Annotated in this window: 25 protein-coding genes; 19 read left to right on the top strand and 6 right to left on the bottom strand. The window is 68.2% G+C overall.

What is annotated here, in order from left to right; translation table 11 throughout:
* Window positions 1-2,391, top strand: a complete 2,391-nt coding sequence (locus AC07XS_RS09780; protein WP_182714262.1) for a prolyl oligopeptidase family serine peptidase — start codon at window positions 1-3, stop codon at window positions 2,389-2,391.
* Here the strand turns inward: AC07XS_RS09780 and AC07XS_RS09775 are convergent.
* From AC07XS_RS09775 to AC07XS_RS09760, 4 genes are all read right to left on the bottom strand, one after another.
* Entirely contained in the window at window positions 2,324-4,039 is a 1,716-nt protein-coding gene (locus AC07XS_RS09775; protein WP_182714263.1) for an asparagine synthase-related protein, read from the bottom strand. The genes AC07XS_RS09780 and AC07XS_RS09775 overlap by 68 nt on opposite strands.
* A gap of 2 nt (window positions 4,040-4,041) precedes the next feature.
* Complete coding sequence (locus AC07XS_RS09770; RefSeq protein ID WP_182714264.1) at window positions 4,042-4,707, bottom strand: lasso peptide biosynthesis B2 protein; 666 nt, start codon at window positions 4,705-4,707, stop codon at window positions 4,042-4,044.
* A gap of 300 nt (window positions 4,708-5,007) precedes the next feature.
* On the bottom strand, window positions 5,008-5,136 hold the full coding sequence (locus AC07XS_RS09765; protein ID WP_321208055.1) for a hypothetical protein: 129 nt from the start codon (window positions 5,134-5,136) through the stop codon (window positions 5,008-5,010).
* Window positions 5,137-5,206: 70 nt separating this feature from the next.
* A complete protein-coding gene (locus tag AC07XS_RS09760; RefSeq protein WP_182714265.1) occupies window positions 5,207-5,773 on the bottom strand; it encodes a GntR family transcriptional regulator in 567 nt (188 codons plus the stop codon).
* Between the two features lie 240 nt (window positions 5,774-6,013).
* Between AC07XS_RS09760 and AC07XS_RS09755 the strand changes: the two genes are divergently transcribed.
* From AC07XS_RS09755 to AC07XS_RS09670, 18 genes are all read left to right on the top strand, one after another.
* Window positions 6,014-6,496, top strand: a complete 483-nt coding sequence (locus tag AC07XS_RS09755) for a helix-turn-helix domain-containing protein (RefSeq protein WP_197273321.1) — start codon at window positions 6,014-6,016, stop codon at window positions 6,494-6,496.
* A 90-nt stretch (window positions 6,497-6,586) separates the two neighbouring features.
* Window positions 6,587-6,850 carry a helix-turn-helix domain-containing protein gene (locus AC07XS_RS09750; RefSeq protein WP_054766336.1) on the top strand — a complete coding sequence of 88 codons (264 nt, stop codon included), beginning with the start codon at window positions 6,587-6,589 and terminating at the stop codon, window positions 6,848-6,850.
* A 76-nt stretch (window positions 6,851-6,926) separates the two neighbouring features.
* Entirely contained in the window at window positions 6,927-7,553 is a 627-nt protein-coding gene (locus AC07XS_RS09745; RefSeq protein WP_182714266.1) for a transglycosylase SLT domain-containing protein, read from the top strand.
* A gap of 5 nt (window positions 7,554-7,558) precedes the next feature.
* Complete coding sequence (locus tag AC07XS_RS09740; protein ID WP_182714267.1) at window positions 7,559-7,870, top strand: TrbC/VirB2 family protein; 312 nt, start codon at window positions 7,559-7,561, stop codon at window positions 7,868-7,870.
* Window positions 7,870-8,052, top strand: coding sequence for a hypothetical protein (locus tag AC07XS_RS09735; protein ID WP_182714268.1), 183 nt, complete (start codon window positions 7,870-7,872; stop codon window positions 8,050-8,052). The genes AC07XS_RS09740 and AC07XS_RS09735 overlap by 1 nt, the downstream gene beginning before the upstream one ends.
* Window positions 8,045-8,380, top strand: coding sequence for a VirB3 family type IV secretion system protein (locus AC07XS_RS09730; protein WP_182714269.1), 336 nt, complete (start codon window positions 8,045-8,047; stop codon window positions 8,378-8,380). The genes AC07XS_RS09735 and AC07XS_RS09730 overlap by 8 nt, the downstream gene beginning before the upstream one ends.
* Entirely contained in the window at window positions 8,373-10,748 is a 2,376-nt protein-coding gene (locus AC07XS_RS09725) for a VirB4 family type IV secretion/conjugal transfer ATPase (protein WP_321208056.1), read from the top strand. Before AC07XS_RS09730 ends, AC07XS_RS09725 begins: the two co-directional genes overlap by 8 nt.
* Complete coding sequence (locus AC07XS_RS09720; RefSeq protein ID WP_182714271.1) at window positions 10,745-11,473, top strand: type IV secretion system protein; 729 nt, start codon at window positions 10,745-10,747, stop codon at window positions 11,471-11,473. The genes AC07XS_RS09725 and AC07XS_RS09720 overlap by 4 nt, the downstream gene beginning before the upstream one ends.
* Window positions 11,470-11,694, top strand: a complete 225-nt coding sequence (locus AC07XS_RS09715) for an EexN family lipoprotein (RefSeq protein WP_182714272.1) — start codon at window positions 11,470-11,472, stop codon at window positions 11,692-11,694. Before AC07XS_RS09720 ends, AC07XS_RS09715 begins: the two co-directional genes overlap by 4 nt.
* 2 nt (window positions 11,695-11,696) lie before the next feature.
* Complete coding sequence (locus AC07XS_RS09710) at window positions 11,697-12,620, top strand: type IV secretion system protein (RefSeq protein WP_182714273.1); 924 nt, start codon at window positions 11,697-11,699, stop codon at window positions 12,618-12,620.
* Between the two features lies 1 nt (window position 12,621).
* Complete coding sequence (locus AC07XS_RS09705) at window positions 12,622-12,846, top strand: hypothetical protein (RefSeq protein WP_182714274.1); 225 nt, start codon at window positions 12,622-12,624, stop codon at window positions 12,844-12,846.
* Window positions 12,843-13,526: a VirB8/TrbF family protein gene (locus tag AC07XS_RS09700; protein ID WP_182714275.1), complete on the top strand. Its 684-nt coding sequence runs from the start codon at window positions 12,843-12,845 to the stop codon at window positions 13,524-13,526. Before AC07XS_RS09705 ends, AC07XS_RS09700 begins: the two co-directional genes overlap by 4 nt.
* On the top strand, window positions 13,523-14,341 hold the full coding sequence (locus AC07XS_RS09695) for a TrbG/VirB9 family P-type conjugative transfer protein (RefSeq protein WP_182714276.1): 819 nt from the start codon (window positions 13,523-13,525) through the stop codon (window positions 14,339-14,341). The genes AC07XS_RS09700 and AC07XS_RS09695 overlap by 4 nt, the downstream gene beginning before the upstream one ends.
* Window positions 14,338-15,474 carry a type IV secretion system protein VirB10 gene (gene virB10 / locus AC07XS_RS09690; RefSeq protein WP_182714277.1) on the top strand — a complete coding sequence of 379 codons (1,137 nt, stop codon included), beginning with the start codon at window positions 14,338-14,340 and terminating at the stop codon, window positions 15,472-15,474. Before AC07XS_RS09695 ends, virB10 begins: the two co-directional genes overlap by 4 nt.
* Window positions 15,474-16,481, top strand: coding sequence for a P-type DNA transfer ATPase VirB11 (virB11, locus tag AC07XS_RS09685; RefSeq protein ID WP_182714278.1), 1,008 nt, complete (start codon window positions 15,474-15,476; stop codon window positions 16,479-16,481). Before virB10 ends, virB11 begins: the two co-directional genes overlap by 1 nt.
* Window positions 16,447-18,300 carry a type IV secretory system conjugative DNA transfer family protein gene (locus AC07XS_RS09680; RefSeq protein WP_182714279.1) on the top strand — a complete coding sequence of 618 codons (1,854 nt, stop codon included), beginning with the start codon at window positions 16,447-16,449 and terminating at the stop codon, window positions 18,298-18,300. Before virB11 ends, AC07XS_RS09680 begins: the two co-directional genes overlap by 35 nt.
* Window positions 18,297-18,923, top strand: coding sequence for an LPD7 domain-containing protein (locus AC07XS_RS09675; RefSeq protein WP_182714280.1), 627 nt, complete (start codon window positions 18,297-18,299; stop codon window positions 18,921-18,923). Before AC07XS_RS09680 ends, AC07XS_RS09675 begins: the two co-directional genes overlap by 4 nt.
* Window positions 18,924-19,080: 157 nt before the next feature.
* Window positions 19,081-21,738, top strand: coding sequence for an ATP-binding cassette domain-containing protein (locus AC07XS_RS09670; protein WP_182714281.1), 2,658 nt, complete (start codon window positions 19,081-19,083; stop codon window positions 21,736-21,738).
* Window positions 21,739-21,763: 25 nt separating this feature from the next.
* Here AC07XS_RS09670 and AC07XS_RS09665 read toward each other — a convergent pair whose 3' ends face one another.
* Entirely contained in the window at window positions 21,764-22,603 is an 840-nt protein-coding gene (locus tag AC07XS_RS09665; RefSeq protein WP_321208057.1) for a relaxase/mobilization nuclease domain-containing protein, read from the bottom strand.
* A 161-nt stretch (window positions 22,604-22,764) separates the two neighbouring features.
* Entirely contained in the window at window positions 22,765-23,286 is a 522-nt protein-coding gene (locus AC07XS_RS09660) for a plasmid mobilization relaxosome protein MobC (RefSeq protein ID WP_182714282.1), read from the bottom strand.
* Window positions 23,287-23,382 lie beyond the last annotated feature (96 nt).

Raw genomic sequence — 23,382 nt, 5'->3', positions numbered from 1 at the left:
ATGCGGATCAAACTGATCGGCGCGCTCGCCGCGCTTGCCTTGGCCTGCCCGTCGGCGGCCTTTTCGGAACCCCTGACGCTCGAAACCGTGCTTGGTCTGGAGACCTTCGGTCGGATCGAGATCGACCCGTCCGGCTCCATCGCTGTCTTCGAAGAGCGTCGCGCGAGAGGCGATCTTCCTCGCTACGATCTCCAGCCTGAAGGCGCCGTCCGCTACGCCAACCTCTATCGGCTCGACCTCGAGACGCCATCGGAGGTCCGTCCCCTGATGCCTATGGACGACAACGCCGGCTACACCATGGGGCCATTCTCCCCAGACGGTTCTCGACTGGTGGTGTTCCGTCTTCAGGACCTGACGTTCCGGCTTGGCGTCACGGATCTGCGGACCGGCACGGTCACCTGGACAGATATCTCGCCCGAGAGCGGCGCATGGGGGCGAGCGGTCCAATGGATCTCTGAAGACGAGTTCTTGGTGATCGGCATGCCGGATGGGGAGTTGCCCCCACGTCTCGCGATCCAGAATTTCACGCAGACCCATTTGCCCGATCTCTGGGCCCAGGCAGCGCGGGGCGAGGCCGCCTTCGTGACCGCTGGACAGGGTGCGGCGGAAGACGTTCGCGAGATACGGACGCTGTGGCGGGTGAACGCCGAAACGGGCGTCGCGGTTGTCCTGACTACGGGTGAGTTCCTGGATTTCGAAGCCTCTCCAGACGGAGCGCACGTCGCCTTGCTGAAGGACGGACCTCTGGCCCCTCCTCCTGGTCTGGACGTCTCGACGGAGTTTCGCCGGGCGCGCTCGTTGCGTTTGGTTGACACGCAGACCGGATTTTCAGTGGACCCGCCCGAGGCCAAGGACATCTCGACAAGTCTGCTGGGTTGGTCTCCGGATTCCTCGAGACTTCTGGTGATGGACATCGGCGCAACCCAAGCCCGGCTTTTGTCTGTCACGTCTTCCGGGCAGGTCCGGGATCGGACCCCGGCTGGCGTAACGCCGGACACCACACCAGACGTATTCGGAAGTCCCACGGCCCATGCGGCATGGCTGGGGGAAGGAGCCGTTGTTCGCGGAACACAAAATGGACGCTTGGGCTGGTGGGCCGAGGTTGATACGGAGACCGCCATTGCAGACAGGCTGAGCGAAGGCGGTCGCGTCGTTGCTCAAGGGCGAGCGGCGGCTCTCATTGAGGACCGGGGACGCATCCTCCGCCTCCGATCCGATCTCTCAGTCGAAGACCTTGGACCGTCCGGCAGGCGAACGCGCTCGCTTGGCGTCTTCGGGCATCGGCGCGGGACCGATCCGATGGGAGAGACCCAGGCGGACGTTATCGGAGAGGACCTCCTGCTGTGTCGCGTCTTCGCGGATTCTCAAACCTCACCGGCCCCCTGCATCGACGCGTCACCGGGCGCCAGTGTCAGCTGGGACCGACGGATCAGTGTCGGCATTGGCATGGAGGGCCGTGCCGCAAACCGACTGGAGGTTCGTAGGGAGCAGGGATCCGAGATCGTGAGGCATCTCAACCCGGAGCTGGACGCCGTCTATGTCCCGGAGGCCCGTCTGATCACTGGCCCAGACGGGGCGCGGGGTTGGCTGTACCTGCCCGAGTCTGCGGCCAGTCACCCCCCGCCGGTGATCGTTATTCCCTATCCGGGCAAGACCTTCCCCACCGCGCCCCGAGCTATGAGCCCCGAGGCGGTTCACATGACCCTGAACGGAGGGCTGCTTGTTGCGGCGGGCTATGCTGTGATCTTTCCGGATATGCCTCCGAACGCCGAACCGTCAGCCGGCCTTGCGGACCGGATTCTCGCTGTCGTGGACGCGGCCGCCGCCGATGGTTCGATCGACGCCGACAGGATCGGGCTGTGGGGCCACAGCTTCGGTGGATGGTCGGTTGTCATGAGCGCGACCCAGTCGCCGCGTTTCGACGCTGTCGTCGCCTTCAACGGACCCTACAATATGCAGCTCGCGCTTGCCGACATGTCCCCGACCCAACGTGTACAAGGTCACAACACCAGCAACGCCATCGCCGGCGCACGATGGCTCGAGACTGGGCAAGCCGGCATGGTTCGCTCGTACTGGAGCGATCCAGAACGCTACAGACGAGGCAGTCCGTTTGAAAACGCCGAACGGATCACGGCGCCTGTGCTTTTGATCCACGGCGAGATGGACTTCCTCGGTGTTCATGCCGAGCAGATGTACGCCGCACTCGTTCGTCTTCAGCACCCGGCCGCCTTGACCTACCTGTTCGGGGAGGATCACAGCATCCACAACCCGGGTAATGCGCGGATTTACTACGAGCAGCTGACCGCCTGGTTCGACAGATATCTCAAACCCGGCACGCCGCGATCCGAGCCTGCCAGCGACGCAGCCACGCCTCCGTCAGAGCCAGGGTGAGCAACCGGGGAAATCCGCCTCGCCAGACCAGGGCCTCGCGCGTCATATCGTCGGCGAGGCCCCTCGGCAGGATCCCCGCCCCCGCAAGCTCGCCCTCAAGCAGGTACGATCGGAGGAAGTCGAGGTTGCGGGCTACAGCCTCACCGTAGAAGGCCCCCAGTTCACCCTTGGAACGCCGATTGAAGATGGAGGACGGGATGGCGTCAGCGTAGGCGGCGCGCGCCGCGTATCTGTCCCGCCCGCCCCACGTCAGATCGACAGCAGACCAGGCCAACCCGGCCTCCATGACCGGCTGGCTGAGGAGCGGATTAACGCAGGGGCCGTGCCGGCTTCGCACGGCATGACCCTGGAATGCTTGCGAATTCACAAGCCCGATGATCTGGGTCGCCTTCGCCGGCGGCACTCCCTGAAGATCGTCCAGCCACGGGTGTTGGCGCCCGCGCAGAGCGAGCGCGTGGGCTCTTCGTGCCTTCATCCAGGCGCCCGGCCAGAGTGACTGGCCTGTCCACCGCGCGGCGCTGTGAAGCACCTCGACCCTGGCGTGCAGCCTTCTCTCTCGCACCTCATCGAATGCGATCAGGAAGCTCGGCATCTGGAAGAAGACGACGTCGCCGCCCTGCCCGGTCAGCGAACCGTAGGCGCTCGAGCTTTCGACGCGCGCCGCGATGTCGTCGTTGTAATCTGTGTCGAGGTCGTTGACCGCAGGACGGAAGGCGTTCGCAGACTCTGCGAGACGTGCCGCTGAAAGCATCAATCCTTCCCGTCTCACCTCGGTAAGACGATAGCCGTGTCGCTCGACCACGGCGCGCGCGAAGTCGCGCTCGTCCCCTTCAGGATCGTCCACGAAATGATTGACCCATTGCGTCACTCGGGACCGTTGGCGATCGCTGAGCGCTCCCGCCACGATCGCCGAGTCCAACCCGCCGCTGACTTCCGCGACCCACGAGGCCTCGCCCGCCAAAGCCTGCACCGCCCGGTCAACCACTTCGCGAAGATCGGGACGACTTCTCTCTCGTGCCGTTCGGTAGACTTCTGATGGGCGCCAGATCTGGTGTGACTGAACGCCTGCCGGACCGATGTTGAGAAGTGCGCCGGCGGCGACCGGTGCGAACCCTGACAGGGCCAGCTCGTGGCGGTAGCCACCGCTTCGCGCCATAAGCCGCTCCAGGGAGTCCCAGTCGATGGCGATGTCGTCAGGCAGCAGGCAATCCAAAGCAGGCGGAGCGTTCGGAGCGATCACGCTGCAGCCCTCCTTCCGCCAGGCTACGGCTTCCACGGCTCCGGACGGATCCCGCAGTACCGCTACCTCGTCTGAGGTTCGGCGAATGAGAGCGTAGCGTCCCCAGTAAGAGGAGACGATTTCGCGCGCGCGATCTGCACCAAGCTCGCGACACGCCAAGGCGCCCCGTTCGGCGGCAGAAAGTGATCGGCCCGCGTTATCGAACATCTCCCCGACAAAGGCGCCGTGCCCATCGAGCGCCGCGACGACCTCAACCCGGGACTCAGAGGGCGCGTAGACCGCGATGAAGGGGTGGACAAATCGTCGTCTCCACCCGGCTCCGGCGAGGCGGCGAGCGATGGTTCTAGATAGAGCCTCCAGCGACGCGGCGCTGTCCCCCACCAGAACGACATAGGCGTCTGCGGCCACGGTCAAATCGCCATGATGGGACGGTAGATCGCCAAGGTGTCCGGGGCCTGGCTAACGCAATGCTCCCCCACCTGAAGCCAGCAATGTGCGAGAAATGGCCAGACGCGGACGCCGAACACCCACTCCGCGTCGAGGTCTGCAGCGTTCAAAAACCGAAGCAGGAGCTCGGCCTGAAACAGGCAGGCGCCCACGGCGGGCGCACAAGGCAGCATCTGGCGAAAGAGCGCGACGCGCGCGGAGATGGCGGCCAGATCATCCCGACGCCCCTGCCTATCCGCAAACTGGCGTGCGAGCGTCTGGATCGTCGGCTTCCGCCGCACCGTGTCGGCCCAGAGAACGGCGAAAGCCGCCATGTCTGCAACGGAGGGCTTGCTCACCGGCGCCTCAGGAAGACGCAGAAGGGGTATCGGCGGCGGCGGCGGCCGAAGATGCCGCGCCTGACCCGACTGAAGCAGCTCGCTGGCGGCCAGCTCCAGCATCAGATCCATGGGCGCCTCAACGGTCCCACCCTCGATGCGGACATCATCGCAGTTTGGGACCAGCAGATAGCCATCCGTCGCGAGATCGAGAAGAATCAGATCCGAGCCCACCTTTGCGGCACGGACCGTCTGTGCGAGCTCGCCGCGCTCGAGTTGATGGCGGAAAGAATGAGGGGTGGCGGTCTGCATGTAGCGGTCCCGGACCATGAAGCCGATATTATCTGTGATGGGCGGACAGCAGATCGGGCCGTCATTGACGACGGCCCGTCCGCAGTCAGCCGACCGGCATGTCCCACTTCAGGTGGGAGTTCAGCTCGACAAGCTCGCCGTCCATGGCGGCGCGAGTCAGGTCTCGGGCCTGACCCAGCCGCAGCACTCGGTTGGTGGCTTTCATCACCAGTCTCCGTGTGGTCGTTACACCCCTGATGTCTGACGCCACGGGCGGGGCATGCCGGGCATCCGGGCCGCCCTGCCGGGCGGCCCGTCCGATCAGGCGCCAGCCGTGATGTCGTAGCGCTCGACCGGGTTCAGCTCGATGAACTCGCCCTCGACGCCAGCGCGGGTGAGCTGGCGAGCGGCGCCCAGGCGAACGAGGCGCGAGATGCTCTTGGTGGTCATGGTCGTCTCCTCTTTCCGAAGGTCGACAGAAGGTCGACGACGCACCATCAGCGCCCGATCGCAAATCGATTCAAACGATATTGCGCGTGTATTCGGAGAGGTCTGGATCGAGCCGCCGGACATGGGCGGCGAGCCGGCCCGCCGCGATCCGCCACCGGGCGTAGTAGGCGTCGAGCCGATCGTCCGACTGCGGCGCGTCCTCATCCAGAAGCGCCTCGCCCAGCCGGCGCAGGGGCCCCAGGCGACGTCTGACCCTCACGAGGCTTTCGACGAGCGGCTGGTTCTCGCAGCGGTCGATCACCTCCAGGATCCAGAGATCGACAACCGCGTTGGCCGCATCGTGGGGTCCCGGAACCAAGCCGTCTCGCGACGCGAGGCGCACATGGGCCGCCTCGAGATCCAGCAGACCGATGATATCCTCAAACGGTACGGCGCGGGTGAAGTATCCGAGCCCCCTGCGATCCTCGATCAGTCCCTCGCCACAGAGCCGGGAGAGCGCCTCCCGGACGGGGCTGGTGCTCAGCTTGAGCGAGGCCGCGATGTCCGCGACAGACAGATGCTGGCCCGGCGCAAGACCCTCCTCGAGGGCTGTCCGCAGACTGGCCATGGCCATGCCGAAGGGATCGCGCTGTCTCAATCGGATCGCACCTGATGGGGAGGAACGCCCCGTAGATGGACGACCGCCCGCAAGAGGGTCGCCTGCGCGGGTGGGTGGCGCCTATGATGGGTTCCGCAATAAACTTGCGTCATGTCCGCAGCTTTTACGTCATTGTTATTTCTAGGGTTTCATTTGACGCATGGCTGAGGCATTTTTCAACCTGTAGGGGTGCGGAGGTTTTGATCGCGCGATGTGGATGGCCGGGGCATAGACCGACAGATGGACTCCCAGCACCCCCTGACGCCGAACGCCGTCCTCTCCACCAGCCTGCGCCTGATCCGCACGCACAGACGCATGCGCACGATCGATGTGGCCCAGGGAATGAACATGGCCCTGCGGTCCTACGAGCATTTCGAATCCGGCGCGGGTCGGATCAACATTGAGCGAATTCACCGGTTCGCCGAGGTCACCGACAGTGATCCCCACGGCATTATCGCCGCCCTCGCCCTGGGCTCTCCCGACTTCGCCTTGCGGTGCGCCGACAACAAACTTGCGACCATTCTGGTCGTGGTGCTCCAGGAGTTCGACGAGGAAGCCGGCGATGCGATCAACGACCTCGACGCCCGGACCCTGATCAACACCTTCACCAAGACCCTGAGAGATCTGGCCGTCCAGTCGGTTCACCGTGACGCCGAGGCCGATGCCTGGCTCGAGGAGCGACGCACCCGTTTGATGCGGCCGATCCGGGACGAAGGGACCTGACTTCGCCACCGGAGCGCAACGACCGACCGTAGATCTACGGCGCCAGTCTCACGGGCTTCCCAGCGACGCCAAGGCGCGGCTTCATGAGGCATGTCCCTCGTCCCGACATCGCCGGGCGCATCCGCGTCGTCGATCGACGACCTGTCCGACCGGCAGATCGCCTGTCTGCGGCTGGCCGCCACGGGCCTCTCCTCCCCCGGCATCGCCGAGCAGATCGGGATCTCTCCCCGCACGGTGGACGAGCATCTGGCGGCGGCCTGCGAGGTCCTCGGCGTGCGCACCCGGATCCAGGCCGTGGCGCAACTCGCCAAGGTCACGCGCGCCCTCGAAGAACCACGCTCCTTCCTACCGTAGATCTCCGACGGGGATCTCGCGGGTGGCCCGCGAACCACCGCTCCTGCTGAGGTGAAGCCTTCTCGCTGGAGGCTTCATGCTCGAACTCGCCGCCGTCCTCGCCTTGTCGCAGGCTTGCGCCCCTTCGGTCGCACCCGAGACGCTCGCGGCGATCGCCCATGTCGAAAGCCGGTTCGATCCCTTGGCGATCGGGGTCAATCGCGGCGGCCCGGCGCCCGCACGATCCCGGGACGCCCGGGAAGCGGCGCGCACCGCCCGGGCGCTTCTGTCGCGCGGCGCCAACATCGATCTCGGGCTCGCCCAGATCAACAGCAGCAATCTCGACTGGCTGGACCTGTCGGTCGAGGACGCCTTCGACCCCTGCCGCAATCTGGCGGCGGCGGCGACCGTGCTGAAGGCCGGATACCGGGTTTCCGGGAGTACGCCGTCCGACCGCCAGTCGGCCCTGCGGGTCGCCCTGTCCCGCTACAACACCGGCGACGCCCGGCGGGGTTTCGATAACGGCTATGTCGGTCGGGTGGAGGCCGCCGCTGTCCGGCTGAGCCTGATGGCGCCGCCGATCCTCCGGGACGTCGCTCCCCCTCTCGAAACAACCGCCGTCGCGGCCCCGCCGGAGCCGGCGTCCCCGCCCGCGCCGCCCTGGGATGTCTTCGGCCGGGCGCGGGCCGGCGTCGTCGTCTTCTCAACCTCAGCCGAATGGTGATCCAGATGAGCCCGATCGCGTCCGCGCGCCGCCCTTCCCGCACTCTGGCGGCGACCCTGGCCATCGCCCTGGCCGCCACGGCCCTGTCCGCTCAGCCGGCCATGGCCTCGGCCAATGTCGAGGGCCTCCTCCAGAATGTGGTCGACATGCTGACGGGCAATACCGCCCGTCTGCTGGCCGTCCTCGCGGTCGTCGTCGTCGGCATCCTCTGGATGTTCGGCCTGTTCGATCTGCGACGCGCGGCGATCGTCGTCCTCGGCATCGTCGTGGTCTTCGGCGCGGCGGAGATCGTCAATCTGATCACGGGCGGCGCCTGATGCCCTCGCCCGGCCTGCTTCTGACGATCGGGGCGACGTCGGCCTTCCTGGCCCTGTGCCTGGCGCTCGGGCTAGGCCTCCTCGCCCCCAAACGGTTCGCCCAGAGCGTCGCCGGGGGCACCTGCGGGATCGCCCTGGTGGTCGCCGGATCCTGGATGATGGAGGGCGGCGCCCATGGCTGAGGAACGTCTCACCGAGGACCCGTTGTTCCTGGCCTGCACCCGCCCCGCAATGGTGATGGGCGTGCCGATGGAGGCCATGGGGGTCAATGTCATCCTGTCGGGGGTCGTCTTCCTCGTCGGCGGCAGCCTCTTCTATCTGCTCGTGGCGCCGGCCCTGCACCTGGTGTTCCGGGCGATCTGCCGGGCGGACCACAACGCCTTCCGCCTCCTGTTCCTCTATGTGGACACCAAGGGCCGGTGCCGGAACGGCGCCCTGTGGGGCGGCAGTTCGGTGTCTCCCCTCCCGCTCGTCCGCCGCTACCGGCCGGTGGAGGTTCTCCGTGGGTGACGGCGGCGCGCCATCGTCCCGCCTGCATCGGGAGACCGAGTTCCGGGCCCAGCTCCCCTATGCGCGCCATGTGAACGACCATGTGGTCGCGCTGGACAGCGGCGCCCTGATGATGGTGTTCCAGGTCGCCGGCGCCAGTTTCGAGACCGCCGATGCGCGCGACCTGAACGACTGGCACGTCAAGCTCAACCAGGCGTGGCGGAATCTCTCTGACGACCGGCTGGCGGTCTGGCACCACGTCGTCCGCCGCGAGGTCGAGCCTTCGCCGTCGACGGGCCACGCCTCGGCTTTCGCCAGCGGTCTTGCCGGGGCCTATAACGCTCGGATGGCCAGCCGCCGGCTCTGGGTCAACGAGCTGTTCGTGACCCTGGTCCTGCATCCGGGACGCGATGGCGCGGATCGCGCCGCGGCCATGATGCGACGTCTGCGGCAGGCTCGCCGGGACGACGGCGAGGTCATGACGGCCCAGGTGCGGCGTCTCGAGGAGGCCGGGCGCGACCTGGCGCAGTACCTCGATCGCTATACGCCACGGTTGCTGGGCCTCTGCGAGAAGAACGGGCTGTGGTTCTCCGAACCTCTGGAGGTCATGGGTCTGATCCTGACCGGGCGCCGGTTCGCCGCGCCGCTCGTCCACGGCCACCTCGGAGCGGCGATCTATACCGTTCGCACGATCTTCGGCCGCGAGATCCTGGAGCTGCGCGACGCGGCCGGGGAGCGGTTCGGCGGGGTGCTGGCCATCAAGGAGTATCCGGCGACGACACGGCCGGGTCTCTGGGACGCCCTGCTGAACGCCCGGTTCGGCTTCGTCATGTCCCAGTCCTTCGCCTTCCTGTCGAAAGCCGCCGCCCGCGCGGTGATGGAGCGCAAGCAGAACCAGATGGTCTCGGCGCGCGATCGCGCCGGATCGCAGATCGAGGGCCTGTCAGACGCCCTGGACGAGTTGACCAGCAATCGGTTCGTCATGGGCGAGCATCAGGCCTCCGTCCTGATCCACGGCGAGACGCCGTCGGCCCTCGCGGACCATCTGTCCAAGGCCCGCGCGGTGCTCGCCGATTCCGGCCTCGTCGTCGCGCGGGAGGATCTCGGGCTGGAAGCGGCCTTCTGGTCCCAGTTCCCCGGCGTCTTCTCCAGACGCACCCGGCCGGCCGCGATCACCTCGCGCAATTTCGCGGCGCTTGCGCCTCTTCACGCCCACCCGGTCGGCAAGGCCGAGGGAAATCACTGGGGGCCGGCCGTTGCGGTGCTGCGCACCACGGCCGGCTCACCCTTCCACTTCAACTTCCACGTCGGCGACCTGGGCCACACCTTCATCTGCGGTCCCTCGGGATCCGGCAAGACAGTCGTCCAGAACTTCATGCTCGCCCAGCTCGAGCGGTTCGGCTCCCAGCAGCTCTTCATCGACAAGGATCGAGGCGCGGAGATCTTCGTCAGGGCCAGCGGCGGGACCTATCTGGCGCTTCGCAACGGAGAGCCGACCGGCTTCGCCCCCTTCAAGGCGCTGTCGCCCTCGGCCGCCAACCGGGCCTTCCTCGTGCGCCTGATCCGCACCCTTGTGGCCCGACCGGACGAGACGCTGACGGTCGCACAGGCGCGCGCCATCGACGACGGCGTCATCGCGCTCGAAGCCCTGCCGCGCGAACGCCGCTCGATCGCGGCCCTGCGCAGCCTGCTGGGCCAGGCCGACGCCGGGGGCATCGGCGCGCGCCTGGAACGCTGGCAGAAGGGCGGGCCTCTCGGCTGGGTGCTCGACAATGACGAGGACGCGCTCAGCCTCGGCGCCCGGTTCGCCGGCTTCGACATCACCCAGGTTCTGGACCACGACGAGGTCCGCACGCCAGCGATGCTCTATCTCTTCCATCGCATCGCCGAACGGGTGGACGGCCGCCGTCTGGTTCTGGACATCGACGAGTTCTGGAAGGTTCTGGGCGACCCCGCCTTCACCGACCTGGCCCAGGACGGGCTGAAGACCTGGCGCAAGCAGAACGCCTTCATGGTGTTCGGCACCCAGTCGCCCGCCGATGCACTGCGGTCGCCGATCGCCCACGCCATCCTCGAGCAGTGCGCGACCCAGATCTTCCTGCCGAACGCCCATGGCCAGGCGCGGGACTACATCGACGGCTTCGGCCTGACCCACGAGGAGTTCCGCCTCGTCCGTGAGGAGCTGACGCCGGAGTCCCACCGCTTCCTCGTCAAGCAGGGGCACGACAGCGTCGTGGTCGAACTCGACCTCGGCGGCATGGACGACGCCCTCGCCGTGCTGTCCGGCCGCGCCGGAACGGTCGCCCTTCTGGACCGCCTGCGGGCCGAGGTCGGCGACGACTATGCGCAGTGGCGCGCCCCCTTCAATGAGCAAAGGAGAAGCCTGTGATCTTCCGCCCTCTCGCCGCGACGGCCCTGGCCGCCGGCCTGTTGTTCGCCGCCCCCGCCGCCCATGCCCAGTACGTCGTCCACGATCCCCGGGCGCTGGTGCAGATGATCGAGGATGCGCGGACCAGCCTGGAGCAGTTGCAGGCCCTGCAAGCCCAGATCGAGGAACAGCGCGCCCTGTTCGACAGTCTGAACGATCTGTCGGACGTCAACCGCCTGGCCGAAGGCCTCGGCCTGCCCGAGGTCCGCAACCCCCTCCCCGACAGCCGCGCGCTGCGCGCCGCCGCCGAGGGCGACCTGGGCGCGCTTGGCGCTCTGGCGGACCGGGCCGATGCGATCCGCCGCCAGACCCGTCTCTACACCCCGGCTGAGGGCGACCTGTCCGAGGCCGACGCCTACTACCGGGACAGTCTGGAGCGGGCCGGCGCGCGAACGGCCCGGGACTTGGCGATCGGCGAGGCTGTCGGCGCGGCCTCCGATCAGAGGCTGGACGGTCTGGAGGCCCTGCGTCGGGCGCTGGACACCGCGCCCAATGCAAGGGCGGTGATGGATCTGGAAGCGCGGCTCTCGGCCGAACAGGCGCTGATCCAGAACGAGCAGCTCCGCCTCCAGGGCCTCGCCGTCACCCAGGCGGCCGAAGCCCGCCTTGAGGAGCAACGCCACAGGGAGCGCGCCGCGGCCGCGCGCGCCGCGCGCCAATCCGCCTACGAACGGACGTTCCGGTGAAGCGGCTCATCGGTCTCGCCGGGCTGCTGGTGGCGGCCTGTTCCAGTCCAGAGCGGACTGCGGCGGAGTTTGCCGCGGATCCGGAAGCGGCGGTGAGGACCGTGGCCGAGTGCGATGCGGGCGCCCGCCATCCGGACTGTTCGGCCGCGCGGGAAGGCCTGGCGGAAGCCCGTCGCCGGGAGCGGATGGACGTCTATGCCCGGACGATCGGCGAGCCCTGATCATGTCGTTCCGCGTCTTCGAGCCGAGCTACGACTTTATCGACGAACGCCTGAATGTGTTCCTGGGCGAGCGTCTCGCCTCGGTCATCGGCGAGGTGGACGGCCCGCTGCGCATCGCCCTGCTCCTCTATGTCGTCCTCTACGGCATCGCGATCCTGCGGGGCGCCATCGCCGAGCCGGTCATGGATTTCGCCGTCCGCTCGATCAAGCTGGCCTTCCTCTATGCCCTGGCGACGACGCCCGCCTATTCCAGCTTCGTCACCGAGCCCCTGTTCACCAGCCTGCCCAACGCCCTGACCCGGGCGGTCAGCGGATCGGAGACGCCGAGCGTCGGAGCCGCCTTCGACCAGTTCTTCGCCTATGCCGCCTGGCTCGGCGAGGACATCTCGCGCGACGCCTCGGCCTTCAACCCGGCGCCCTATATCGTCGCCGCGGCGGTCTTCATCATCGGCGCCTTGGCCGCGGCCCTCGGCTTCGGCGTGGTCCTCGTCGCCAAGCTCGCCCTGGCCCTTCTGGTCACCCTCGGCCCGATCTTCATCGCCTGCGCATTGTTCGACGCCACCCGCCGCTACTTCTTCGGCTGGCTGAGCCAGGCCGTGAACTATCTGGTCCTGTTCGCCCTCATCATCGTCATCTTCCAGCTGGTCCTGTCGCTGGTGCGCGACCAGTGGGGCGCCATCCAGGGCGCGGATCCGATGATCGGCGGCCTGATCTTCGTCGCCCTGTGCCTGCTGGGCGCGATCTTCTTCCTGCAGACCCCGGCGATCGCGGCGGGCATCGCTGGCGGCGCCAGCGCCGGCCTCGCCGACTTCGCCAACGCGGCCGCCCTCGGATCCGGGTCCTCGGGCCGGGCGCGCGGACCGCTGGAAGCCAGCCGCCAGCCGCCCAAGGGCGGCGGAACCATTCGACCGACGAACGGAGCCTGACATGAGCCTTCGCCTGCTGCTGATCCTGAGCTGCCTGCTCGCCGGCTGCGCCACTGGTCGCGGCGACCCGGCCCCGGCCTGCGACGGGCGCGATCGCCGGCCCGCCAATCCCTACGGATCGATCTTGCTGCCGGCGTCGCCGCCTGCCCAGACGGGCGCCCAGCCGGCGGCCGGCGGGTCACACGACGCCTCCGAAGAGACTCCCGTCGCGGGAGGTTGCGCATGACCGGCGTCCCGACCGACGACCTGAAGCAGTATTTCACCGAGGCACGGCGCTGGGACCAGGACCGTCTGGCGGCGGCCCTGCGATCCCGACGCCTCGCCTGGGCGGCCGCCGGCGTCGCCACGGCCCTTGCCGTCTCGGCGACCGCCGCAGTGACCTTCCTGACGCCTCTGAAGACCAGCGAGCCCTTCGTCATACGCGTCGACCAGGCGACCGGGGCCGTCGATGTCGTGCGTGGCCTGTCGGAGGAGACCGGTCCCGTCCGCTATGACGAGGCGGTCAGCAAATACTTCCTCGGCCAGTACGTCCGGGCGCGGGAGGGCTATCTGGATCCGGCGGCGGAGGACGCGTTCCGGCAGGTCTCCCTGCTGTCGGGACCGGGCGAGCAACGCCGATGGGCCGATCTCTACCGCGGCTCCAACCCCGCCAGCCCGCAGAACCTCTACGGTCGCAACGGCGAGGCGGTCGTCTCCATCCGCGCCATCGGCTTCATCAACGACAGCGTCGCCAATGTGCGGTTCCGGCGCACGGTCCGGCAGGCGCAGCAGGTCACCGAGAGCGACTGGATCGCCACCATCGCCTTTTCCTACACCCGGGCGCCGATGACGGAAGCCGATCGCCTCCGCAATCCCCTCGGCTTCCAGGTGACATCCTATCGCGCCGACCCGGAGGTCATCCGATGAAGTCCCTGAGCCTGCCCATCGCGGCGGCCCTGCTGTCGCTCGCCCTCCCGGCCGGATTCGCCCGGGCGAACGATCGTATCCAGGAGCTCACCTATGCGCCGCACGCGGTCTATGAGATCTCCGGTGCCTTCCGCACGGCGACCCAGATCATCTTTTCGCCCGAGGAGACCATCCGTCACGCCGCGATCGGCGACAGCATCGCCTGGGAGGTGGCGGCCGAGGGTTCGGTCCTGTTCCTGAAGCCCCGCGAACGCCACCAGGCCACGAACCTTCTGGTCGTCACGGAGCGGGGCGGTCTGGCCCGCCACTATGTCTTCGAGCTCGTCGCCCGCGATCCCGGCGCCCGCTCCGCCGCCTACCAGATCCGCTTCCGCTATCCGGAGGACGAGCAGGCCCGGGCGGCCGCCCAGCTGGCCGCATCGGCGACCGCGCTCGAGGCGCGGCTGGTCGGACTGGAACTACAGGCCGGAGCCGTCGAGGGGCGGCGCAACCTGGCCTATTCGCTTCAGGGCGACGCCCGTCTGCAGCCGAGCGAGGTCACCGACAACGGCCGTTTCACCGTCCTGCGTTTCCCCGGCAATCAGCCCATTCCGGCGATCTTCGAGGTGGCCGCCGACGGCTCGGAGCGGATCGTCCCCTATGATGTACGCGGCGAGTTCGTCGTCATCCACGGCGTCACGGCCGGGCTTCGGCTGCGCCATGGCGGCTCCGTCCTTTGCATCTTCAACGAGGCCTTCGATCCGCGCGGCGTTTCGACCGGCACCGGCACGGCCTCCCCGGTCGTCGACCGCACCGTGACGGGAGATCGGTCATGACCGCCGACACGCCGCCTCCGCCGCCCGCCCCCGAGCCCCGGGATCCGCCGATCGCCCAGGATCGCGGCGTGTCCCCGATCGCCGGCCGCATCGGCGGCCGTCAGGGGCGAATGATCACCCTGGCGGCCCTCGCAGCCGGCTGCGGGGTCTTCCTGTTCGCCACCTGGGACAGGGGCGATGCGCGCGACCGCGACAATCCGGCCGAGGACACGCCGCCTCGTCAGCTCGCCCCGTTCGAGCCCGCCCGGCGGCCTGAGCCACCGCTGCTGGAGACGGCGGACGCCGATCCGGATGCGCCCCTGCTGGGCGACGAAGGCGAGGTGGTCCCCGCGATCGCCCCGACCGAAGCCGACGCCCGGACGTCCGGCCCCACGGCCGCGGAACAGCGACAGGCGCTCGCCGAAAGCGCCCGCCGCGCCCCGGTCCTGGCCTACAGCCGGCCCGGGGCGATGACGGCGGACCGCACGCTGGTCGCCTCGCCGGGTGAAGCGGCTGCCCCGCAGGCGGGCGCCGACCACGCCCTGGACCAGTTGCGCCGGATCAGCCCGATCGGACAGGCGCGAGCCGGCCGGCTCCCGGACCGCAGTCTCCTGATCACGGCGGGCTCCAGCCTGCCTTGCATTCTCCAGACGGCGATGGACAGCGCCACCCCCGGCTATGTGAGCTGCCTGATCTCCCGGGACGTCTATTCCGAGAACGGCGCCGTGGTCCTGCTGGAGCGCGGCACCCGGGTCTTGGGCGAGTATCGTGGCGCGCTTGAGCCCGGTCGCGGTCGTCTGTTCGTGCTCTGGACCCGGGCGGTGACGCCCGGAGGCGTCGCCATCGCCCTGGCCTCCCCGTCCGCCGACGCGCTCGGCCGATCCGGCTTCGACGGCGCGATCGACACCCGGTTCTGGGACCGGTTCGGCGGCGCCCTTCTGCTGTCGATCGTCGATGACGCCGCCTATGCCGCCGCCGGCGGCGGCCAGGGCCTCCAGTCCACCGCCCGCGTGCCGTCCAACGCCGCGTCCGTCGCCCTTCAGGGATCGATCGGCATTCCGCCGACCCTGCGCAAGACCCAGGGCTCGGAGGTCTCGATCTTTGTCGCCCAGGATCTGAACTTCGCCGATGTGTACGGCCTGCGTCCGAGGTGATGCGCGACACCTCCGTCATCGACCACTATCTCGCGCCGCTGCGCCCGTACCTGGAACCGGCGACGGTGACCGAGGTGGTGGTCAACCGGCCGACCGAGGTCGGGGTGGAGGGCCCGGACGGTTGGCGCTGGCACACGGCGCCGGAACTGACCGAAAACTGGCTGCGCACCCTCGCCGTAGCGGCGGCCGCCTATACCGGACAGGATGTCGATGCGGAGCGACCGATCTGTTCGACCGTGCTTCCCGGCGACGCGCGCTGCCAGATCGTGCTTCCGCCGGTGGTTCCGGCGGGCACGGTCTCCCTGACGATCCGCAAGCCTTCCGGACGGCGGATGGGTCTGGAGGACTTCCACGCCGCAGGCCTGTTCGCCTCGGCCGAGACCGTGAGCGGCGGCGAGATCGATGAAACCGACGCGGCCCTGATCCGGCTGCGGGAGGCCGGCGACTGGGTGGGCTTCTTCCGGCTGGCGGTCGAGACCCGCCGCAACATCCTGATCTCGGGCGCCACGGGATCGGGCAAGACCACCTTCGCCAAGGGTCTGGTGGAGCTGATCCCGGCGCACGAGCGGCTGCTGACGATCGAGGATACGCGCGAGTTGATCCTGCCCCAGCGCAACGTCGTCCATCTCGTCTATTCGAAGGACGGACAGGGTCTCGCGAAGGTCGGCCCCAAGGCCCTCCTCGAAAGCGCGCTCAGGATGAGGCCCGATCGGGTCCTGCTCCAGGAGCTGCGCGACGGAACCGCCTTCTTCTTCCTGCGCAACGTCAACTCCGGGCACCCCGGATCGATCACCACGGTGCATGCCGACTCCGCCAGTCTCGCCTTCGAGCAGCTCACGCTGCTGGTCCGCGAGTCCGAGGGCGGGCGCGACCTGCCGCGCGACGACATCCGTACCATGCTGCACCTGATGGTCGATGTGGTGGTCCAGATGAAGAAGATCGACGGCCGGTTCCTGATGACGGAGGTGTGGCATGACCCGCATCGCAAGCGCCGCGCCGGGAACTAGGGCGGCGCTGATCGCGGCGGGGCTGGCGACCGGGCTCGCCCTCTTCTGCATCGGAACATTCCTCGTGGCCCTTGTCGGCCTCGGCCGGTTTTCGGGCGACATCGATCCGGTCCGCGTCCCGGCCTGGTTTCTCTACTACCGCCACGATCCCGAGGTCCGACGCTGGCTGGGCGTCGGCGCGGGCGTCATGGGTCTCATCCTTCTGATTCTCGGCACGGCGATCGCCCTGGGCATCCGCCGCCCCCTTCACGGCGCGGCCCGCTGGTCCACGCGCGGAGAACAGCGCCGCCATCGCCTCCGGGATCGAACCGGCATCCTTCTGGGCCAGACCGCCGAGGGCCTGCTGATCGCCGGAGGTCCCGACCATGTTATGCTCTACGCCCCGACCCGGACGGGCAAGGGCGTGGGCGTCGTGGTGCCCAACCTCCTGACCTGGCCGAGCTCCGTCGTGGTGCTCGACATCAAGCGGGAAAACTTCAACGCCACCGCGGGCTTTCGGGAGGAAGCCGGGCAGGATGTCCGCCTGTTCGACCCGCTCGCCCCGGACGGTCGGACGGCGCGCTTCAACCCCCTTCACCACATCGATCGCACCGCCCCGATCGTCGTTCTGGACGAGCTCCAGCGTATCGCGGGCATGCTGTTCCCGGCGCACAGCCACGCCGACCCCTTCTGGTCCGAGGCCGCCCGCACCGGCTTCATCGGAGTGGGCGCCTATGTCGCCGCGACGCCGGACCTCCCCTTCACCCTCGGCGAAATCTACCGTCAGCTGACCGAGGGCGACCCGCGCGAGCGGTTCCCCAAACTGCTGGAGGAACGCCGCCGGATCGGCGATCCGATCCCGGCCGGCGCCGCCTCCGCCCTGACCGACTTCTGCAGTTCGGGCGAGAACACTTTCGCCTCGATCCGTCAGTCGATCACCACCCGGATGGGGCTCTGGCTCAATCCGCTGGTGGACGCCGCGACGTCCGCGAGCGACTTCGATCTGCGCGACATTCGTGGCGGCCGCCTGTCTCTCTATCTGGCGGCCTCGCCGGAAAACATGGACCGGGTCGCCCCGCTCTATGCCCTCCTCTTCCAGCAACTCGTCGATCTCAACAGCCGCACCCTGCCGACCGCCGACACACCGCCGACGCTCGTCTTGCTGGACGAGTTCGCCCGGCTTGGCCGCGCCCCTGTGCTGGCGCACGCCTTCGCCTGGGTCGCCGGCTATGGCCTGCGCCTGCTCCCCGTCATCCAGAGCCCGTCCCAGCTCCGCGCCCTGTATGGTCCGGACATCACCGAGGACATCCTCACCAACTGCGGCCTCGAGATCGTCTTCGCGCCCAAGGAGCTGAAGGTGGCCCAGGAGCTGAGCGAACGTCTCGGCTACTATACCTATCGAGCGCGCAGCCGGAGCCGCCCGATCGGACTGGGCCAGGGTCGTCGCAGTCTGACGGACTCCGACCAGAGGCGGGCCCTCATGCTTCCACAGGAGCTGATGCAGCTGTCGGACAAGGCCCTGATCGTCCTGAAGGCGGGCCTGGCGCCGACGCGCGGCCGCAAGCTCGTCTACTACCGCGACCGGCGCTTCACGGATCGGCTGCGTCCGGCGCCCTCCTCCCCGCCGACGGCGCCGCGCGCGCCCGCGCCGCTCGCGCCGGACCCCCAGCCCCCGAGCGATGTGGAGACCGACATGGATTTCGACAGCATCGTCCGCCGCTTCACGGCTGAGGGTCTGAAGCCCCCGCCCCCAGGCGCGACGGAGGCCGAGGTGCAGGCCTGGCTTCAGCGTGTGGTGACGGCCCCCATCGCCGCGCCGTCCCGGGAGCGTCTGCCGTGAGCGCCGCCAAGTCCAAGCCCGATCCGGTCAACCGCGTGTCGCCACAGCCGGCGACGCGAGCGGACGGCCGCTCGCTCGACAAGGGCGATGTCCCGACCCAGTTGCTGGATCGCTATCTGATCGAGCGCGATCGCCAGGGTCGACCGGAGCGCTACTATCGCGACCACAAGGCCTCGGACCCGATGTTCCGCGACCATGGCCGGGCCCTGTCCTCGCAACAGGCCTATCCGGACGCCGTCGCCTCGATGCTCCGGATCGCCCAACATCGCGGCTGGTCCGGCATCAAAGTCTCCGGAGACGAGGCCTTCCGCCGGGAAGTCTGGGTGCAGGGACGATCGCTCGGCCTCGAGGTCGCGGGCTACAAGCCCACCGAACGGGATCGACAGGCCGCCAATGAGCCGGCCGAGCGGGCCGGCCGCCGCGCCATGGAGCCGACGCGCGAGGAGGTGAAGCGGCGTCTGGACATGGCCGCCGTGGTTGTCCGCACCCTCATCTCGGACCCCGCCGCCCAGGCTCGGCTGATGCAACAGGCCTGGTCCCGCGTGCGCCCGGAGACGGAACGATCCAGGGACGCCGACAGCCGCACACCGCCCCGCCGTTCCGATCGCGGGCGCGATCGTTAATCGCGAAAGACGGCCTGGATGTCGGGTCGTCTCGACGCGCTATGGCGAACCTAGACCCAGGTTCGCGGAACAACTGGATGCGACGGGCGCAGATGGCCTCTATAACCGGTGCGGCGCAAGAGAGCGTCACGCCCCTCGATCTCGTCGCATCAGCTTTATGACCGCCCTCAATCCCAAACTGCGAGCCGCCCACATCGTCCGACTCACCACCGGCATCCAATTGATCGGGCCGGACTTCGAGCGTTTCGGACAGCTGTTCATGGACGAACTGTTGGGCATTCCGCTGACCCACGCGGGCCTGAACGCGCTCGGCTTCCCCGTCGGCGGCGTTGTCGACACCCAATCCAGCGACGGCGCGTGGGTGGCCGAGTATTCCGCCGAGAAGGGCTATTTCAATGGGAAGATGGCCAAGGCCACAAAAGACCTGAAGTACGCTCTCAAGGAGGGACCGAAGGCGCGCAAGATCGTCCTGTTGTCCGCCCAGCTCAAGGTGAAGTCCCAGGCCAAAGCCTTCATCAAGGCGGCAAAGGCCGGCAAGGGTATGAGCCGCAAATCGATCGAGCTCTGGGGCGCCGAGGAGATCGCCACGCGGATCGTGGATCAATTGCTGACCAGCGATAGGGCGGTGGCGCGCCTGAATCCTTACCTGCCCGTGCTTTCGGCCGTGCGCGACGAACAGGCCTCCAGCCTGCAGATGGAGCGACCACCGACGGGCGCCCTGCCTCGCGACGCAGTCAATGACGCCTTGACGACGGCGCTGGCCGGCTCTGCCTGCGTCGCGATCTCGGGCCACGGCGGTGCGGGCAAGTCCGTCGCGGCCGCCGCCTTCGCGGATCGTCACAGGGGGCGGTATCACAATCTGATCTGGCTCAAAGGCAGGGATGTCCCCACGCTGGAAAGTCTGAGCGCCGTTGCGATCGCCCGGGCCGGCGACAGCCGCAACGTGGCCTATCTTCTCGGGTCCCGTCCCACCCTGCTGGTCATCGACGACGACGTCTCGGGGCTTGATCGGGTCCGTCTTGCCGCACTTTGCGACAAGGGCTCACACATCATCGTCACTACGCGAAGCGGCGGCGGCTATCAGATCCCTCCCTTCACGGAAGATGAGGCCCGACTGGTCGTCGGGCGCAACACGACGACGCCCTGCCCGGATTCGATCTTCGCCCTGATCTGGGCGACCGTCGGCGGCCATCCCCTGACCTACGGGCTGATCAATGGCGTTGTGCTCAGCGGCGCGACCTGGGAGGACGTACAGGCTGATTGCGAAGCGATCGGAGGGCTGGATGACGAGGACGGGCGGCCCGGCGGTCTCGCGGATCGGCTGCTGGCTCGTGTCCTCGACGTCATGGGGAGAGAGCTCGCCTTCTTCCATTGGCTCGACAAGGGCGATTCCGACGAAGGTTTCGCTCGCGCCGCGCTGAAACCGGCAGGACTGAGAAAGTTGCGAGACGCCTGCCTGACCACGCCGGACCGCACGACGGTGGTGCGCCTCCATGATGTCGTTCGCGCCAGCTTGGCGACGGTTGCGGAGCGGCTGCCGGTTCTCGACGACGAATGGCTGGATCAGTTGGAGGCCTACATCGCCGATGTCGCCACCTCCGGCGACGGCGTGCCCTTCTGGACAGTGTCCAAGAACCTCGACGCTCGGCTGCGCGCCGCGATCGCCGGCGGCGACCGGCGCCCGGCCTTCACCTACGCGTTGCTTGAGGTCACCGCGCCGACCGCGCTGGACCCGACCCTGCTCGAGGACCCGGCGGCGATGGCTGATCGTCTCCTCCAGGACACCGCGACAGCTGTCAGGCCGATCGTGACGATGGCGATCATCGAGACCATCGAAGCTGGATATCTTCATCGCAAGACCACCGTCGACAAGGCTACGGCGGAAGCCGCTCTGACGGCTCATCTTCCCGTGTTCGACCGGATGTCGAACCATCCGGGGCTGACCGAGCAGCAGAAGTCGGAGATCAGCCACCACAAGGCGAAGGCCCTGCTCCGTCTGAACCGCAAGCCCGAAGCGATCGCACTATTCGATACGGTGCTTTCCAGCCCGCACCCCCTGCACGAGGCCCGGCTCCAGCTGGTCAAACTGGTCAGGGACGACCAAACCCGGGCGGCGGATGTCCGGGCCATGACCCTGACCCTGCTGGAAGGCTACGGCGGACTGGGCGCGGTCAGCACATCGGTGTTCCTCGCCACCATTGAGAGTCTGCCATGGAAGGACGAGCCTTGGCGCGGCGAGATGATCAAGGTCTACGAGACCGTCATCGAGAACGGCCTGGTCAGGGCGACCAATCTCGGCATCGACCAAGGCTATCGGGCGCTGGCGTCGATCGGCCGATACTGGGCCCGACACGACCCCGCAGTCTTCCTGCGCGTGTTCGACAAGATCCCGCCCAGGACACCGGACGCCGGCATGGCCGACGACGACCTCTTCGCCTACGGCGAACTCCTGCTGGAGGCGAGCCGGCTCAAGCCCGCCCATAAGGACGACCTTCAAGCCCGCGCCCTGGCGATCTACCGGGCGCTCGCCACCCCCGGCCAGTACCAGAGCGAGCGGCTGGCCGATCTGCTGCAGGACATGGGTCAGCCCGGGGCGGTCGTAGATCTTCTTGAACCCCTACCGGGGACGACGACTTCGGCTTTCGGACAGTTGCGCCTGTCCAAGGCCTATCTGGCCGTGAACAGGTTGGACGAGGCCGATACAGCCATCTCCTTGGGGACGTCGCTATTGACGCGGGAGTCCTATCGCCCGGACTTCGAGGCCCAGGCGGCTGCGGTCGCGGCGGCAAAGGCGGCAGCGCAGTCGGAGGATTGAGGCGCTTCGGCAATCGCGCGACGTCCTATCGCGTTCGATCTTTGGATCGCACTGGCTTCTCTCGTTCAATCTTTAAGGCGCGGGCCAGAATTTCCCGCCGCGTCGCCGCCGGCGGAAGAGTTCGCACAAACGCTTCGATCTCAAGACCGAGGGTCCGGTCCGCGTCTGACTTCGAAGCCTGGAGCCGCAAGGCCTCGACCACGAGCGCCTTGCGGATCTGCGCCTGTCTCTGGCGCAGTCGGACCTCCCAGACCGCCGCTTCCCCTGGCGACCGGGCCGCGTCTTTCAGGGCGCCCTTGAGGGTCTCCGGCATCGCCCCCTCTCCACGCTCGAACCGCTCGCGCAGCTTTCGAACGGGCGTGCGTTCGCTCTTGCGCACCACGCCACGCGCGCGTCGCGGCGTGGCTTCGGCCTCGACGCCCCGATCACGCAGGGCCGCTGCGAAGGTCTCGCGCCAGAGCTGGAGGTCCGCCTTGCGCGGATTGAGCCGTTCCCCGTCACGTCCAAGCGCCCGGACGGTGAGATGGACGTGGGGATGCCGATCATCCGTATGCAGGGCGAAGACATAGGGATGTCGATCGCCGAACAGGGCGTCCGCGAACGCGCGCGAGGCATCGTGCACCCGGCCGGGTTCCACCCCCGCCGGCATGCTCAGAACGATCGACAGCGAGACCGGAGCATCCTTTCGGGACGCCAGCAAATCCAGTTCTGCGCGCCAGTCCTCGGCCAGCGCGCGAACCTCCGCACGTCCCGACAGACACTCGCCGTCGGGTCCCTCCAGGACGAGTCTTCCGTTTCGGGTGATGTAGTCCAGGTGGCGCTGCAGATGGTCGCCGTCCCGCGTTCGGCCGGTGATCTTGACCATCACCTCCGGGGCGCGGCGCGCGACGCGCTGAAGCCTGGCGGTCGCCGGCTCGCTTCCCTTCCCTCGCGTTACGCGCAGCACCGCGTGCGCCAGCCTCGCCCGCCGCATGCGGACGGGAGGACGCAGCGCCTCCTCGAACCCTGACGGGACGCGAAAGTCGTTCATGGGTCGGGCGTCCAGTACGACAGATTACCCGCGAAGGCGTCCCGCACCCCGACCAGGTGCGCGCGGATTTCGTGCGCATAGGCGTCCAGCTGGGCGACCTCCAGGTCCAGCACCGCGCCCTCCATCACGGCCGTGTTCAGGGCCCGGGCGATCTGGTTGATGTTGACGCCGATCCGGCGAAGTTCGCGCTGCACCTCCAGAAAAGCGATCGCCTCGCCACGGCTGAGCTGAGGTCGGCCATGCAGCCGCGCGCGGATCAGAGCCACGGTCCATTGTGTCCGGGACTGGCCTCTCCGGGCCGCCTCGCGCTCTAGGGCGGTCATATCCTCGATGGTCAGCCGCAGACCCAGTTTGGCCTTCAGGCGCGCGGGCGGCGTCGCCGGGGCCTCCGGAAACGGCGCCTGGGCCGCCGCTTCCATCAGCCGTCGCAGGAGCCGCGCGCGTCCGCCGCGCGAGGCCGCGGCGGCGTCGAAGCGGCGGATCAAATCGGGAGGGACGCGAAGGGTGAGGCGATCCATGGGCGAGTGGGTCTGTCAGACATTGCCGGCGCAAAGCCTATCCTGCCCTAGACCCTCACCCCCTTCGCCCCGTAGGCTTACGGGGCTGCCCGTCCT

The organism is Brevundimonas sp. GW456-12-10-14-LB3, assembly GCF_059424365.1.
This window is presented reverse-complemented; position numbering and strand designations above follow the sequence as displayed.

Excerpts from the sequence above, each read along its gene's own strand:
- AC07XS_RS09780 (WP_182714262.1), top strand. The coding sequence starts at position 1 with ATGCGGATCAAACTGATCGGCGCGCTCGCCGCGCTTGCCTTGGCCTGC.
- AC07XS_RS09770 (WP_182714264.1), bottom strand. The coding sequence starts at position 4,707 with ATGCAGACCGCCACCCCTCATTCTTTCCGCCATCAACTCGAGCGCGGC.
- AC07XS_RS09765 (WP_321208055.1), bottom strand. The coding sequence starts at position 5,136 with ATGACCACCAAGAGCATCTCGCGCCTCGTTCGCCTGGGCGCCGCTCGC.
- AC07XS_RS09755 (WP_197273321.1), top strand. The coding sequence starts at position 6,014 with ATGGACTCCCAGCACCCCCTGACGCCGAACGCCGTCCTCTCCACCAGC.
- AC07XS_RS09750 (WP_054766336.1), top strand. The coding sequence starts at position 6,587 with ATGTCCCTCGTCCCGACATCGCCGGGCGCATCCGCGTCGTCGATCGAC.
- AC07XS_RS09745 (WP_182714266.1), top strand. The coding sequence starts at position 6,927 with ATGCTCGAACTCGCCGCCGTCCTCGCCTTGTCGCAGGCTTGCGCCCCT.
- AC07XS_RS09740 (WP_182714267.1), top strand. The coding sequence starts at position 7,559 with ATGAGCCCGATCGCGTCCGCGCGCCGCCCTTCCCGCACTCTGGCGGCG.
- AC07XS_RS09735 (WP_182714268.1), top strand. The coding sequence starts at position 7,870 with ATGCCCTCGCCCGGCCTGCTTCTGACGATCGGGGCGACGTCGGCCTTC.
- AC07XS_RS09730 (WP_182714269.1), top strand. The coding sequence starts at position 8,045 with ATGGCTGAGGAACGTCTCACCGAGGACCCGTTGTTCCTGGCCTGCACC.
- AC07XS_RS09710 (WP_182714273.1), top strand. The coding sequence starts at position 11,697 with ATGTCGTTCCGCGTCTTCGAGCCGAGCTACGACTTTATCGACGAACGC.
- AC07XS_RS09705 (WP_182714274.1), top strand. The coding sequence starts at position 12,622 with ATGAGCCTTCGCCTGCTGCTGATCCTGAGCTGCCTGCTCGCCGGCTGC.
- AC07XS_RS09700 (WP_182714275.1), top strand. The coding sequence starts at position 12,843 with ATGACCGGCGTCCCGACCGACGACCTGAAGCAGTATTTCACCGAGGCA.
- AC07XS_RS09695 (WP_182714276.1), top strand. The coding sequence starts at position 13,523 with ATGAAGTCCCTGAGCCTGCCCATCGCGGCGGCCCTGCTGTCGCTCGCC.
- virB10 (WP_182714277.1), top strand. The coding sequence starts at position 14,338 with ATGACCGCCGACACGCCGCCTCCGCCGCCCGCCCCCGAGCCCCGGGAT.
- virB11 (WP_182714278.1), top strand. The coding sequence starts at position 15,474 with ATGCGCGACACCTCCGTCATCGACCACTATCTCGCGCCGCTGCGCCCG.
- AC07XS_RS09680 (WP_182714279.1), top strand. The coding sequence starts at position 16,447 with ATGACCCGCATCGCAAGCGCCGCGCCGGGAACTAGGGCGGCGCTGATC.
- AC07XS_RS09670 (WP_182714281.1), top strand. The coding sequence starts at position 19,081 with ATGACCGCCCTCAATCCCAAACTGCGAGCCGCCCACATCGTCCGACTC.
- AC07XS_RS09665 (WP_321208057.1), bottom strand. The coding sequence starts at position 22,603 with ATGGTCAAGATCACCGGCCGAACGCGGGACGGCGACCATCTGCAGCGC.
- AC07XS_RS09660 (WP_182714282.1), bottom strand. The coding sequence starts at position 23,286 with ATGGATCGCCTCACCCTTCGCGTCCCTCCCGATTTGATCCGCCGCTTC.